The organism is Paraburkholderia sp. SEWSISQ10-3 4 (genome assembly GCF_030464785.1).
Lineage (GTDB): Bacteria > Pseudomonadota > Gammaproteobacteria > Burkholderiales > Burkholderiaceae > Paraburkholderia > Paraburkholderia aspalathi.
In genome coordinates this window covers 1,301,274-1,316,010 of the sequence record NZ_JALPRI010000001.1, presented here as the reverse complement: position 1 = coordinate 1,316,010, position 14,737 = coordinate 1,301,274, and the positions used below count along the sequence as shown (strand labels likewise).

Sequence of the window (14,737 nt, the reverse complement as noted above, 5' to 3'; positions counted from 1 at the left end):
AGGTGCCTTCTTGTGATCGCCGGATGCCGCTGAAATAATCGGCTCGCCTGCCCGTCCGATGGGCAAGTCGCCGTTAGTCAGATCGCATTCGACCCGTATGCGGTGCTTTACGTAGTGCTTTGATTAGAGAGCTTCACATGACTATTGAAACAATCGCAATTGAAGGTTTAACGACTCCCGTCTCACGCATCGGCCTTGGCACCTGGGCGATCGGCGGATGGATGTGGGGCGGCACCGATGAGAAAGACTCGATCGCGGTGATCCGCCGGGCGCTCGACAGCGGGGTCAATCTGATCGACACAGCGCCGGTGTACGGCTTCGGCGCTTCGGAGGAGATTGTCGGCAAGGCGCTGGCCGATGGGTATCGGCACAAGGCGGTCATCGCGACCAAGGTCGCATTGGAATGGCACGACGGTGCGGTGTTCCGCAATTCGTCGCCAGCGCGCATTCGTCAAGAAGTAGAGGATACGCTTCGGCGCTTGCGGACAGATTACATCGATCTGTATCAGGTCCATTGGCCCGATCCGCTGGTGCCGATCGAAGAGACCGCCGCGGTACTCGACGATCTGCGCAAGGAAGGCAAGGTGCGGGCGCTGGGCGTCAGCAACTTCTCGCCTGCGCAAATGGATGCATTCCGGCGCGTGGCGCCGCTGTCAACCACGCAACCGCCGTACAACCTGTTCGAGCGCGATATCGATCATGACGTGCTGCCGTATGCAAAACAGCATGGGCTCGTCGCGCTTGCCTATGGGGCACTATGCCGCGGGCTGCTGGCAGGGCGCATCGGTGTCGAGACGCGTTTCGAGGGCGACGATCTGCGCCAGCGCGACCCGAAGTTTCGCGAGCCGCGTCGCGAGCAGTATGTCGCGGCCGTGAAAGCACTCAACGTGTTCGCGCGCGATAACTTCGATAAATCGGTGCTCGCGCTGGCGGTGCGCTGGGTGCTCGACCGCGGCCCAACGATCGCGCTGTGGGGCGCACGTCGCCCGGCGCAGTTGGACGGGATCGAAGACGTATTCGGCTGGCGCCTCGACGAGAAGGCGTTCAAGCAGATTGACGCGATTGTTGCGCAGTTCGTCAAGGATCCCGTTGGGCCGGAATTCATGGCGCCCCCGGAACGCGTGCTCGTAGCATGACAGGGAGCCATCGACCATGCGAACCCATCGACGCACCTTCATGCTCCATTCAATCGGCGCGGCAGCGCTCGCGATCAGCGGACGCTCCGTCTGGGCGGCGCCCCCGCAGCTTCAGGAGAGCGATCCCGCTGCGCAGGCACTCGGGTACAAGACCGATGCGGCCCATGTCGACCGCACAAAATATCCCCGTTTCAACGACAACCAGCGCTGCACGAACTGCCAGTTCTTCCAGGGCAAGCCGACCGACGCCAGCGCGCTTTGTGCGCTGTTCGGCGCGAAGCAAGTGAGCGGTACCGGATGGTGCAACGCTTATCAGGCAAGGGCATGAACGGCGTGCGCAGATAGACGATGCCAGGCAGCGCCGACGGGTGTGGCTTGCGTCGACAACAAGGAGTGAACCGATGGAACTGATTGTGAATGGCGTGCATCACAACGTCGACGCCGACGCGAACATGCCGCTGCTATGGGCGGTGCGGGACCTGTTAGGGCTGCATGGCACCAAGTTCGGCTGCGGCGTGGGCGCATGCGGCGCCTGCACCGTACATCTGGATGGCGTGGCCGTGCGTTCGTGCGTCACCTCGCTGAGCGATGTGCAGGGCAAGCCCGTGACGACGATCGAAGGCCTGGGCAAAGGCGGCGAGCATCCCGTGCAGCGAGCGTGGAAAGCCGCGAATGTGCCGCAGTGCGGCTACTGTCAGCCTGGCCAGATGATGCAGGCTGCGTCGCTGCTAAAACAGACGCCGAAGCCGAGCGACGAGCAGATCGTCGAAGCGATGTCCGGCAATGTCTGCCGCTGCGGCACCTATCAACGCATCAAGGTTGCCATCAAGGCAGCGGCGGAGCAGGCGTAATGAGCGAGATTGTCAATTTGAGCCGGCGCCGGGTGCTGAAGGGTACCTTGGCGGGCGGGGTGGTATTGGGCCTGCAAGTCGGCGGCGCACGCATGGCGTTTGCAGCGAGCCCGCTCGCTTCGGCAAGCGGCACCAAAACGGTATTTGCACCGAACGTCTATGTATCGGTCGCGCCGTCGGGCGAGATCTTGCTGGTCGTGCATCGCTCCGAGATGGGCACCGGCATCCGCACCAGCCTCGCAATGATCCTCGCCGACGAACTCGATGCCGACTGGAACACCGTCAAGGTCGTGCAGGCACAAGGCGATGCGAAGTACGGCGACCAGAATACCGATGGCTCGCGCAGCATCCGCCAGTTCTTCCAGCCACTGCGCGAGGCAGGCGGCTCCGCGCGGCAGATGTTGATGGCGGCCGCCGCTGCGCAGTGGCGCGTGAGCACGGCGAGTTGCCGGACCGAACTGGGTCATGTCGTGCATGCGGCGAGTGGGCGGCGCCTTTCATACGGCGCGGTGGCCGCGGCCGCGGCGCGTCAGCCAGTACCCGGCCGCGACACGCTGCACCTGAAAAACGAGGACACGTGGCGCTATATCGGCAAGTCGATGCCCATCGTCGATCTCGACGACATTGTTCACGGCCGTGCGACGTACGGCATCGATGTCGTGTTACCCGGTATGACGTATGCGTCGGTCGAACGTTCGCCCGTGTACGGTGCAACGCTCAAAAGCGTCGACTCGACCGAAACGATGAAGGTGCCCGGCGTGTTGCACGCGGTGCGCATTTCTTCCACGCCGCTGCCCGCCGGGTTCCGGCCGTTGGGCGGCGTCGCGGTGATAGCGACCAACACGTGGGCCGCGCAGCAAGGGCGACAGAAACTGAAGCTCGAATGGGACCTCGGGCCGAACGGCACTTACGATAGCCACGCGTATCGCAAGGCGCTCGAGGACACCGCGCGGCAGCCTGGGAAGGTTGTGCGCAATAACGGCGATACCGCGGGCGCGCTGAAAAACGCTGCACGACACGTGTCGGCGGACTATTACGTGCCGCATCTGGCGCACGCGGCGATGGAGCCGCTGGCTGCGACTGCATCGTTTGCGAACGGCGCGATCGAGGTCTGGACCGCGACGCAAAACCCGCAGCAGGCGCGGACAACCGTCGCACAGGTGCTCGGCCTGCAGGAGCAAGCCGTGACGATCAATGTTACGTTGCTCGGCGGCGGCTTCGGCCGCAAGTCGAAACCGGACTATGTGGCCGAGGCCGCGTTCCTGGCGCGCGAAGTCGGCGTACCCGTCAAGCTGACGTGGACACGCGAAGACGACATACGAAACGACTACTTCCATGCCGTGTGTGCGCAGCACATGGAGGGCGGACTCGATGCGCAGGGCAAGACGATAGCGTGGTTGCACCGCAGCGTGTTTCCGTCGATCGGTTCGACGTTCACGCCGAACGTGGTTTATGGTTCGGCGGGCGAGCTCGGTCAGGGTGTGACCGACATGCCTTATGAAGTCGCCAACGTGCAGTGCGAAAACGGAGCGGCGCCCGCGCATACACGTATCGGCTGGTATCGCTCCGTGTACAACATCCCACACGGCTTCGCGCTGGGCTCGTTCGCCGACGAGCTCGCCGCCGCTGCGCGACAGGACCCGGTGCAGCATCTGCTCGCGCTGCTGGGCAGTCCGCGCCATGTCGATCTGCATGCGCTGGGGGCCGACTATCCGAACTACGGCGCGTCGATCGACGAGTATCCGATCGATACCGCACGCTATGCCGCGGTGGTCCGCGCGGCGGCGGTGCGGTCGAACTGGTCCGCCGCGTTGCCCGCTCGCCATGGACGCGGCATCGCTGTTCATCGCAGCTTTCTGTCGTACGTCGCCGCGGTCGCGCAGGTGCAAGTTGCCGACGATGGCTCGGTGCGCGTGACACGTATCGATCTGGCGGTCGACTGCGGACGTATCGTCAATCCCGATCGCGTGATCGCGCAGTTCGAAGGCGCTGTCGTGATGGCGCTCGGCAACACGCTATACAGCGAACTGACGTTCAGTCAGGGTGCAGCCGACCAGTCGAACTTCACCGACTACCGTGTCGCCCGTATCGACTCCGTGCCGGAAACGCACGTATATATCGTGCCGAGCGCTGCACCGCCCGGTGGTGTTGGCGAACCGGGCGTGCCGCCGACAATGGCTGCGATCAGCAACGCAATCTTCCATGCGACAGGCACGCGGGTTCGGGCGTTGCCGGTGGATAGCGCGTTGTTGAAGCGGGCGTGAACGGCGGTTTATCGACCACGTCTCATTGTGTCGCGCCGGCGTGTCGCAATGCATCCTCCGCAGCCGGGTTGTGTTGTGCGATCGCCATTTGCAACGCGGTCCCGCCACGCGCATCGACATGATTCGCGTTGGCGCCGTGCGCGACAAGCACCGGAATCATATCGAGCCGGCCGAATAGCGCGGCAAACGACAATGCCGTTTCCCCCGCGTTGTTGGTTTGATCGATGTCGCAATGCGTGTCGAGCAACATCGTTGCAATATTCGTCTCGCCTTTGAAGAGCGCCCCCATCAGTGCTGTGTTGCCATGCCGATCGGCGGCGCAAGCGTTGGCGCCTGCAGAAAGAAGGGCCTTCAATGTCTCCGGGTGGTTGTCATACGCGCTAAGGATCAGCGCGGTATAGCCTTCGGGCGTCGTTGTCTCGAGCGGGAAATGCGCGTCGATCAATGCCTGAACGATATCCGTGCGTCCCGCACGCGCCGCGACAAACCAGTCTTCTGTGAAACGCGGGGTGTCCGTCGCGGCCGAATACGTTCCCGGTTGATACACATGCTGTGCGCAACTCGCCGTCAACAGTGCGGCCAAGGCCGCGACCGCCACAGTCCGAACAAGGCGCCCGGCAGTGAAAGAGCATCGCATTACGTTCTCCGTAAAAAGCCTGTCTGATCAGTCGGGAAGCCTGCTTGCGCAGGCTTCCGTGCATGCTTCAGTTATCGCTCAGGTGTGCGGCCGCATCCTTCACACGGGTGACATCCGCGTTGGTCGCACGCGCGAGACGGGTACCGTAGTCGGCATCAGCCTTATAGAAGTACGAGAGCATTGCGTACTTGTTCGCGTCGTTGGTCACGCGGCCAAGGTCGCCCGACAGCGCCGTGATCAGATCGGTCTTGCCGGTCTCGGACAGCGTCCGGTAATACTCGCCGGCCTGACGGAAGTCGAGCGTCTTGTGGATCGCTCTTTGCTGGGTTGCCCCCTTCAGCGGCGTCTGCACGGACTTGTACTTGTCCTGCTGCGAGATTTCGGCGACTCCGGATGGCTCGTAGTTCACTTCGCCCTTTCGATCGCCCTCGTTCATGAAGCCGTCCTGGTTGTTGTTATAGACCGGGACGACGGGGCGATTGATCGGCAACTGGTTGTAGTTCGGGCCTAGGCGATACATCTGCGTATCGGCGTAGGAGAACAGACGACCCTGCAACATCCGGTCCTCGGAAGGCTCGATCCCCGGCACGAGCCGCGACGGCGCGAATGCCGATTCTTCCGTGGACTCAAAATAGTTGTCCGGAATGCGGTTGAGCGTCATCGTGCCCACCTTCTGCTCCGGGATGGAAGACGGCCACACCTTCGTGTCGTCCAGCGCATCGAAATCGAATTTGTCCAGATCCTTCGGCGAGAGCACCTGGATGTAAAGGTCCCACTGTGGATACGAATGCGCCTTGACCGAGTTGTACAGGTCATTGGTCATCAGATTCCAGTCCGCGCCGATCGAATGCGGGATATCCTGGGGACGAATGCCTTCGACACCCTGCCGGCTCTTCCAGTGAAACTTCACGTAGTGAACTTCCCCTTTCGCATTGACGAACTTGAAAGCGTGCACGCCGTAGCCGTCCATGTGGCGATACGAATCCGGCATGCCCTCGTCCGTGTAGAGGTGTGTCAGCATGTTCGTCGCTTCGGGCGAATGAGCAAAAAAGTCAAACGCCAGATTCGGATCCTGCACGCCAGTCACCGCCGATGGCTTGTTCGCATGCACGAAGTCAGGAAACTTGATCGCGTCCCGAATGAAGAAGATCGGCCAGTTGATGCCGACCATGTCCCAGTTGCCTTGCTGCGTATAGAACTTGATAGCGAAACCGCGCGGGTCTCGTGCCTGCTCGGGCGAGCCGCGATAGCCCATCACCGTCGAGAATCGGACGAAGACCGGCGTCTTCGATCCAGGCGTGAACACCTGGGCAGAGGTGAGGGAACTGATGTCTGTAGTCGGCACGAACTCGCCATAGATACCTGTGCCACGCGCATGCACGACGCGCTCGGGTATGCGCTCGCGGTCGAAGCGCTGCAGCTTCTCGATGAGATGAGAGTCCTGCAAAAGCACCGGACCTTCGGGGCCTGCCGTCTGGGAGTTCTGGTTGTCGCCGACAGGGGACCCGCTATCCTGGGTCATATCCACGGCAAACGCCGGTTGAGCGATCGCCATGGCGGAGACGATCGAGAAAATGCTTGCTGCAATCTGTGTCTTCAGTATTTTCACGTTGTATTCCTGGTTCATGGGGGGAAACCGGAGGAATCCTATTACTCAGACATTCGATTATCCAATCTCTTTTTTCTATCATTTCAATAGTCACTGAATTCACTTAGACAACAAAAATTACAAAAATAAAGTTGACAATTGACGCGAATTTATTCGACAGGAAATCGCAGATTCAATGACGGAAATGTGAATTGAAAGATCGTTCTGAATTTCGTGGGGAAAATCTGCCGTGGGTCTTGCGGCATTGCGCTTTTCTCAACAATGACGCCGTGCCACGCTTGCAGCGCCTTGCGTACGCCCCGTGCGTGGTGGCGCCGTGTACGCTTTATCCAGTTCGAATAATTTCAACTGAATTTATTATTTTTTCGCATACCCTTATGAATGATATGTTTTTATCCAGCACATCCAAAAAACGTTTTTTTATTTTATAAACAACCTTAACTTAACCTTATCTTTGTGTGGAATAGCGTTAATTAAATCAGGAGTGTGGGCATGCGTGCCAATAATTGGCGATGTCTTTCCTGATTTCATCACTCGTCTCGAATGTGAATTGAAGCGTTATCAATAATCATTCACGCGACAAAGCGCTTGCGTGGGTTCACGATCGCGAAAGCCACGCAAGCGAGAGCGCTGCGCTTTAGAACTGATGCCGCACGCCGAGCAGTACCATCGTCTCCGAGTTCTTACCCGAATCGAGGCCATAGGAGCCGATCGATGCGGTAGCTGCCATACTGCCGCCCGTGCCGTCAGCCGTTCGACCAGATGCCTTCTGATATGCAGCGAGTGCGTAGACGTCCGTACGCTTCGAGAAAGTGTAGTCGGCGCCCAGGCTAACCTGATTGTAGGTCGCGTCGGTTTGCGCACCGCCGTCGCCCTTGGTGAAGTTGTAGCCGACGCCCAGTGTCGTCGTGGGAACCGGTTTGTAGTTCACATAGACCGTAGCGTTGTTAAAGTGGGTATCGGCCGACAGCGATCCTTCTCCGTATGCGACATTGCTGTATGCCGCGCCGAACTGGAACAAGCCGAGTTGATAACTCGCGGCCGCGCGAATCATGCTCACCGACTTCGCCGAGAACAGTCCGCGATTGATACTCGAAAAATAGGGGTTGTCGGTTGTCGGCGCGCTGGCGCCCGGTGCGAGCGACACACCGCTGCTGGTCAACACGAAATCGTTCGCGAAGTTCGCGTGAAGGTACCCGGCGGCAAGATTCAGCGGACCGTTCGCATATGCCGCTGCAAGCGCATAGGTCTGACCGCTCGACGCGCTGCCCGCAACTCCGCCGAGCGCATACATTCCTTCCCACTGAAAGCCCGCGTAACTCGGGCTCACATACTTCACGGCATTGTTGACGCCAAGGCTTTCGTCGTAGTTGTCGAGATCGCCCGGAGTCGCAAACGCCGACCCGAATATCGCGTCTTCCGTCAGCGGTTCGATGAGGTCGACCAGCGGATCGAATTGCCGGCCGAGCGTGACAGTGCCAAGCGGAACGCTCGCCAGACCGACAGTTGCCACGCGACCGAACTCCCGCCCGTTGTTGTTCAGGGCACCGTTGCTAAGAACAAAGCCGTTTTCGAGCCTGAAGACCGCGGAGAGTCCGCCGCCCAGGTCTTCCGTGCCCTTCAAGCCCCACGAGTTGGCGCTCAGCGTCCCGTTTATCATCTGGAACGCGCTGCCCGTCCCGCCATTCGCTTTCGGCAGATTGCTCACGTAGCCGATGGCGGTATCGAGCGTGCCGTACAGCGTCACGCTGCTCTGCGCCTGTGCGGCACTGGCCAACGCGCTACAGGCAAGCGCCGCCAGAAGTTTTATCTTCATCTGATCTCTTCTTCGTTGAATTTAAACTGCGTCTGTCCAATGTGGCTGCATCTTCACCATCCCCTGAATCTCGACCATTGGTCGACAATCTCGCGCGATCCAGTCTGTATGACCTTGTAGTGATCGTGCTGGGCGGCGGTCGGGCACGCGTGATTGGGAAGAATGCGCACCAGCGAGCCGATGGGCAGTTGCGGTAACTGCGCGTCCGCCCCGCTGCGCAGCGCGAGAATGCCCTGCTCCTGATTCGCCTGGGCCATGATCAGGCCGGGGTACGGCACACCATTCACATCGCAGACCACGCCGTAGCCCTGATCGAGCTTCTGCGATGCTGTGCCGCGATCGCGCGACATCGCCATCCAGCCCGCATCGACCAGAATCCAGCCCTTGTCGGGTTGATGGCCGATCACGGTCGCGAGCACGCTGAGCGCGATGTCATCGACGGTGCACACGTTGAGGCCCGCCATCACGAGATCGAAGAAGACGAACACCCCGGCGCGCACTTCCGTAACACCGCTCAGATCACGCGCGAAGTGGGCCGTCGGCGTCGACCCCACGCTCACTACCGGCGCGGGGAGACCCGCGTCGCGCAACACGGTTGCACACGCAACCGCTTCCGCACGTTCGCGCTCGGCCATCTCGCTGATCGCTTCGACGGTGTCGCACGCGTACGATTCCCCCGCATGGGTCATGACGCCGCGCAACAGCGCGCCACCCTCATGCAGCACGCGACCGATAGCCACCAGTTGCTCAGACGCTTTGCGGCTTACGCCAGCACGATGACCGTCGGAGTCGATCTCGATCAACGTGGGAATAGGATCGCGACTGATGCGTGACTGCTTCGCGACCGCGTGGGCGGCATCCAGGCTGTCGACCACCACCGACAGATCGACCCCGCGCCGGCGCAATGCTGTCACGCGCTCGAGCTTGCCCGGCGCGATACCGACGGCATAGAGGATGTCGCGAACGCCGCCCTCCGCGAATTGCTCGGCCTCGCGCAACGTCGACACCGTTGCGGGGCCGGCCGGGCCATCCATGACACGGCGAGCAACGTCGAGCGACTTCCCCGTTTTCAGGTGCGGACGCAGGTTGACACCGAGCCCCGCGAGCCGCCCTCGCAGACGGGCGATGTTGCGGGCCATCCGGCTTTCGTCGAGCAGTAGCGCCGGCGTAGCCAGATGTTCGATTGATCGGCTAGCAACAGGAACGTATTGCGAATCGCCGACAGTAGTCGGCTCACCGCGCAAGCGCGGTGCGGGCATGATGCTGGTCATGAGTCGGAATGTAGAAAGAAGTGAACGCACTTACAGCGCGACGACACCGGTCTTGATCTGCGCAAAACTACGCAGCCCCTCCGCCCCTTTTTCGCGGCCGTAGCCCGAGCGTTTGAAGCCGCCGAACGGCAGCTCGACGCCGCCGGATGCGCCATACGTATTGACGAAGACCTGTCCGGCCAGCACTTCCCGGATCATCCGGTGCGCGGTGCCGATGTCGCGCGTCCATACGCCGGCGACAAGACCGTAGTCGGTACCATTCGCGAGACGCACGGCTTCTTCGATATCGCGGAACGGCGTGACGGCCAGCACAGGACCGAATACTTCTTCCTGACCGATCGCGCTGTACGGATCGACGTTGTCGATCAGCGTCGGTTGGAAAAAAAAGCCGTCGCCCAGCACACCGCCGTTGAGTGCATCGCCGCCGACAACGATTTTTGCGCCGTGACTGCGAGCCCGTTCGACGAACGACATGACGCGGCCGCGCTGAGTCTTCGAAATCAGCGGACCCAGTGCAGGGTCGTTCAACGCGGGACCGATCTCCACGTTGCCGAAGGCCTGCGCAATGCGCGCCACCATCACGTCGTGCACGCTTTCGTGGACCAGCAGCCGTGAGCCGGCTGAGCATGTCTGACCTGCGTTTTGCAGGATCGCATTGATCACACCCGGCACCGTGCGTTCGAGATCCGCATCGGCGAACACGATATTAGGCGACTTGCCGCCCAGTTCCATCGTCGCGGGAATCACGCGGTTCGCCGCTGCGTGGGCGATGATGCGCCCCACTTCGACCGAGCCGGTGAATGAGATGTGGTCGATATCGTCGTGACCCGTCAATGCCGCACCCGCGGTCTCACCGTACCCGGTTACGACATTGAGAGCGCCCGCGGGCAGGCCTGCTTCGAATGCGAGCGACGCGAGCCGCACAGCGGTCAACGGCGCCTCTTCCGCGGGCTTCAATACGCAGCAGTTGCCCATCGCGAGCGCCGGCGCAATCGTGCGCGCGAAAATCTGCATCGGGTAATTCCACGGGATCACGTGCGCCGTCACGCCATGCGGCTCCCACTCCGTGAAGATCATCGTGTCCGCATTCAGCGGAATCGATGAACCGTAGTGTGTTTCCACCGCACTGGCGTAGAAGTCGAAATACCGGGCGGTGAGTTCCGCGTCGCGTCGCGCCTGCTTCAACGGCTTGCCGGTTTGCAACGCTTCGAGACGCGCGAGATCCGCCTCGTCACGCTTGATCAGTTCGGCGATGCGCCGCAGAATGCGCGCACGCTCGGCAACCGCGACTCTGCGCCATTGCCGCGACGCGCGCCGGGCCGCGCGCACGGCGCGATCGATTTCGTCGGGACCACAATCCGCTGTTTGGGCGATCGCCTTGCCGCTGGACGGGTCCAGCACCGCAGCCGTGTTGAGTGTTTCGACCGACTCAGAGTCGATAAAGGCTGCCGTCTGTTTCATTGTGTGACTCCTGTAGGGGCGTAATCCGGCCGCCGCATGAGCGGCCGAACATTGCGGGAATGCCTGGGATGCCTAACGCGCGGTAAAGCCGCCGTCGAGCACGAGATTGGTGCCGACCGCGAACGAGCTTTCGTCGCTGGCCAGAAAAAGTGCGCCGTAGGCGATTTCGCGCGCGTCGGCGACACGCATGATCGGCGCCCACGATGCCTGAGCCGCGGCGGTCTTCGCCGGGTCGAGGCTGTTGTCGACTTCCGCCTGCAACAGCGGCGTACGCGTAATGCCGGGACACAACGCGTTGACGCGAATGTTGTGGCGGATCAGGTCGAGCGCGATCGATTTTGTGAACATCATTACCGCGCCCTTGCTGGCGTTATATGCCGGTGACTCAGGGACCGCGACGATGCCCATCTCCGAGCCGAGCGTAATGATCTTGCCGCCGCCGCGCTCGATCATCTTGGGTACGGCGTGCTTGACCATCGTGAACATGCCTTTGACGTTGGTGGTCAGAACCGCGTCCCACTCGTCCTCGGATAGTTGCTCGATCGGCATCACGCTGGTAATGCCCGCATTGCATACGAGGATGTCGAGGCCGCCATGCTCATCGACAGCGTGCCCAACCATGTAGCCGGCATCCGCCATCGAACGCACGTCGCCTGTGCAACCGGACACTGTGCCGTATTGCGCCAACTCGTCGACCGCCGCAGTAAGCGCCGCCGTGTTGATGTCGGTAATCACGACGCGGGCGCCCTCCTCGGCGAACAATTGCGCAATCGCCCTACCTATGCCTGACGCGCCGCCGGTAATCAGCGCGCTCTTACCATTCAGTCTGCCCATCATAGTTCTCTGGTTGGTTGCTACACGCCACGCACACACCTCTACGTGGCGAAGAAAATTTCAAGCTGCTTCGTTGCCGTAGCCAAGTGCCTTATCAGCGCCATGCATGGTTGCCGAGCCATGCGGCAGTTCATCGAGCGATTCGATTTCGACGTCCACCATTTCCGGAATCGCATCGCCCTCAATGAAGAGCACTGCGCCCAGGCGATAGAACGCCGGCGAGCCGCGACGCTTCAGTCGCCGACCCCACAACGCGGCGAGCACGATCACGGCCACGACAATCCACGGGAACGCGGTCAACGGCGCGGCAGGCCACGGATGAACATTCAGCCAGATCGCTGCCAGGAAAATGACGTTGGAGATAACGGGGAACGCGACATGCAGCACCAGCGAAAACTCTGCGCGATAGCGTTTCCACATGAATACAGGCAATGCGACGTTGGTGAGAATCAGGATGGGCAGCATGCCGAGTGACGACAGATAGCCGAGATTGCCGAACGCGGACATCGGGTCCCACCAGAACCCCGCACCAATACCCACCACGAGGGTCAGGATCGAGTACACGATAATCGCGACGTGAGGCGTCTTGTGCTTCGGATGAGTACGGCCGAGCGCCTTGTGAAGCAGCCCATCGCGGCCCAGCGAATACAACACGCGGAAATTGGCGGTATGAATGGCAAGCACGACGGCGACGATGGCAGAGACGGCCGCGAGATCGACAAGATTGCCGTACATGTGCCCAAGGTAGCGCACGGCGAGGTCGTGAATCGGCTCCTGAGAGTTGGCCAGCTTGTCCATGTGCGCGGAGCCGTAGCCCACCACGATCGAATACATCGCGAATGTGAACCACAAGCCAGCGAGCACCACCGACCCAATCAGCGCGATCGGCAGATTGCGACGTGGATTACGGCATTCCTCCGCCACGGTCAGGCACGATTCGAAGCCGAAAAACGCCATGACGATAAAGACGAATGCCTGCCCGATACCGCCGAATCCCTGATCCGCGTGCATCGGCGAAAAACTTTCCGGCACCTGACCCGCATCGCCGCCCTTGAACACGATGACGATCAACAAGCCACCCACCACCACGACTTCGGCAATCAGCAGCGCGACGTCGAATTGCATCGACGCATGGACCGAATACCACGCGAGAATACCGACCAGGACCACGACGCCGATCATCAACGCCCACCACGGCACCGTGATGCCAAAGTCATTCCGAAGTGCGTTGCTGAGAAAACCGCCGAACAGGTTGGTATTGATCGGGCTTTGCAGCGCGTACGCGAACAGCATCAGCATCCCGGCTGCAAAACCGGCTTCGGGTCCAAGACCCAGCGTAATGAATTTGTAGAAGCCGCCCGCTGACGTGACGCGCTTGGCGAATTCCGCGATCGTCAATGCCATGAGCGCAATGCCAGCGGTCCCTAGCACGAACACAAATGGCGAAGACACGCCGGCCTTGCCGCCGATCAACGCCGATATAAACATCACGCCGATGGTCGGCGAGATGAACGCGAGGGACATGCCCATCGCACTGATCAATCCCAACGCGTTGCGCTTGAGGCCATCGGCCTCTGCACTTGCGCTCACCTCTTTCGTAGTCATCGAATTGCTCCAGTCAGGTCAACTTGAGCGCATCGTAGGTGGCCACAAAATTGCAATCCAATGCCGAAATTCGATCGCGCGATGCTAAGCGAGCATGGCGCTATGGCGTATACGTATGACTTATTCGGATGGGGATGAACAGAGACTTCGCGACCAGACCTGCCGATTGCGATGAGGTATTGCGGCGACTTGAACGGCAGCTTGCGCTTTCAGCGACTCAGGCAGCAGCCGGCTGAACCGTATTGGTTGCGGAAGTGGCTGTTAGCGTTTCCCAGAATGCTTCGGCGCTGCTGGGCAAGCGAGCACGTGGACGGAACAGCGTGATGTCGACGTCGAGATCCCATTCGGAAGAGCCCGCGCGGACCAGTTCCCCCGATTCGAGCTCGCGACCAACCTGGCTCTGCGGCAGCCACGCAAGTCCGCGCCCATCGCGCACCATCGAGTTCAGCACGCCGGCGAGCGGCGAGACGAAGACGCGGTCGAGCCGATTGGCTGCGGGCGAGGTACGCAACAGGTTCTCCACCGCGCGACCGATGGCAGACGTTTCGGCGTACGCAAGGTACCGGCAGTGATGCGCAGGCGCTCCGTCGAGAGAGTCGAGCGGCTCATTGTCGGCGCCGGGCCGCGACAACGGCAACAAGCGGTCGAAGCCAACGCGATAGACAAGAAACTGCTTGGGGTCGAGGCCAATATCGACAGAAGGATGTGTGTGGCACAGCATGAAGTGGCTCGTGCCCTGGAGCATCATCTGCACACACGCATTCGCATGCCCGGTATCGAGCCGGAACTTCAGCACTTCCCCCGCTTTTTCAGAAGCGCTGATCCACTGGGGGAAAAACGTCAGCGAAAGGCTGTGTGTCGCGACAAACTTGACCGTACTCGCGAGTCCCTCCGCTGCCGCACGCAATTCGTCGCGCCCCTGATAGAGTTGCCGGGCCACCTCCTCGGCAATGTCGCGGAACCGTTCACCCGCTTCGGTCAGCGCAATCGGCTGCGCGTTGCGATCGAGCAACCTGACGCCGACCCACTCTTCCAGCATCTTGACGCGCCTGCTGAACGCCGGCTGTGTCATGAAACGCAACTCGGCGGTGCGCGAGAAATTGCGCGTGGCCGCCAGCGTCAAAAGATCTTCAAGCCACTTCAGTTCCATGGACAGAAATCAGCCGCTCCAGTCGAAAAAACACCCACGCCGATGAAGTCGTGCCCGGCGAAGGCAGATACAAAACGAAGCAACTGCTGTGCCGGGCGAAACA

At 60.9% G+C, this 14,737-nt stretch carries 12 protein-coding genes; 4 read left to right on the top strand and 8 right to left on the bottom strand.

Annotated elements, in window-relative coordinates; all coding sequences use genetic code 11:
- Nucleotides 1-137 precede the first annotated feature (137 nt).
- From M0D68_RS05880 to M0D68_RS05865, 4 genes are all read left to right on the top strand, one after another.
- Nucleotides 138-1,136 carry an aldo/keto reductase gene (locus M0D68_RS05880; RefSeq protein WP_200652493.1) on the top strand — a complete coding sequence of 333 codons (999 nt, stop codon included), beginning with the start codon at nucleotides 138-140 and terminating at the stop codon, nucleotides 1,134-1,136.
- A 16-nt stretch (nucleotides 1,137-1,152) separates the two neighbouring features.
- The gene (locus tag M0D68_RS05875; RefSeq protein ID WP_093635080.1) at nucleotides 1,153-1,464 is read left to right on the top strand and encodes a high-potential iron-sulfur protein; all 312 of its coding nucleotides are present in this window, start codon (nucleotides 1,153-1,155) and stop codon (nucleotides 1,462-1,464) included.
- A 73-nt stretch (nucleotides 1,465-1,537) separates the two neighbouring features.
- The gene (locus tag M0D68_RS05870; protein WP_093635079.1) at nucleotides 1,538-1,987 is read left to right on the top strand and encodes a (2Fe-2S)-binding protein; all 450 of its coding nucleotides are present in this window, start codon (nucleotides 1,538-1,540) and stop codon (nucleotides 1,985-1,987) included.
- Nucleotides 1,987-4,251: a molybdopterin cofactor-binding domain-containing protein gene (locus M0D68_RS05865; RefSeq protein WP_200652492.1), complete on the top strand. Its 2,265-nt coding sequence runs from the start codon at nucleotides 1,987-1,989 to the stop codon at nucleotides 4,249-4,251. Before M0D68_RS05870 ends, M0D68_RS05865 begins: the two co-directional genes overlap by 1 nt.
- A gap of 22 nt (nucleotides 4,252-4,273) precedes the next feature.
- Here M0D68_RS05865 and M0D68_RS05860 read toward each other — a convergent pair whose 3' ends face one another.
- The 8 genes from M0D68_RS05860 to M0D68_RS05825 form a co-directional block, all read right to left on the bottom strand.
- Nucleotides 4,274-4,888, bottom strand: a complete 615-nt coding sequence (locus M0D68_RS05860; RefSeq protein ID WP_200652491.1) for an ankyrin repeat domain-containing protein — start codon at nucleotides 4,886-4,888, stop codon at nucleotides 4,274-4,276.
- A 67-nt stretch (nucleotides 4,889-4,955) separates the two neighbouring features.
- Entirely contained in the window at nucleotides 4,956-6,443 is a 1,488-nt protein-coding gene (locus M0D68_RS05855; protein ID WP_200652507.1) for a catalase, read from the bottom strand.
- A gap of 691 nt (nucleotides 6,444-7,134) precedes the next feature.
- Nucleotides 7,135-8,313, bottom strand: coding sequence for a porin (locus M0D68_RS05850; protein WP_200619520.1), 1,179 nt, complete (start codon nucleotides 8,311-8,313; stop codon nucleotides 7,135-7,137).
- 53 nt (nucleotides 8,314-8,366) lie between these two features.
- On the bottom strand, nucleotides 8,367-9,572 hold the full coding sequence (locus tag M0D68_RS05845) for a DSD1 family PLP-dependent enzyme (protein WP_234487815.1): 1,206 nt from the start codon (nucleotides 9,570-9,572) through the stop codon (nucleotides 8,367-8,369).
- 42 nt (nucleotides 9,573-9,614) lie between these two features.
- The gene (locus tag M0D68_RS05840) at nucleotides 9,615-11,045 is read right to left on the bottom strand and encodes an aldehyde dehydrogenase family protein (protein WP_266223938.1); all 1,431 of its coding nucleotides are present in this window, start codon (nucleotides 11,043-11,045) and stop codon (nucleotides 9,615-9,617) included.
- Nucleotides 11,046-11,117: 72 nt separating this feature from the next.
- Entirely contained in the window at nucleotides 11,118-11,882 is a 765-nt protein-coding gene (locus tag M0D68_RS05835; RefSeq protein ID WP_200652489.1) for an SDR family NAD(P)-dependent oxidoreductase, read from the bottom strand.
- A 57-nt stretch (nucleotides 11,883-11,939) separates the two neighbouring features.
- On the bottom strand, nucleotides 11,940-13,484 hold the full coding sequence (locus M0D68_RS05830) for an APC family permease (protein WP_093635073.1): 1,545 nt from the start codon (nucleotides 13,482-13,484) through the stop codon (nucleotides 11,940-11,942).
- A 217-nt stretch (nucleotides 13,485-13,701) separates the two neighbouring features.
- Complete coding sequence (locus M0D68_RS05825) at nucleotides 13,702-14,634, bottom strand: LysR substrate-binding domain-containing protein (protein WP_093635072.1); 933 nt, start codon at nucleotides 14,632-14,634, stop codon at nucleotides 13,702-13,704.
- Nucleotides 14,635-14,737: the final 103 nt, after the last annotated feature.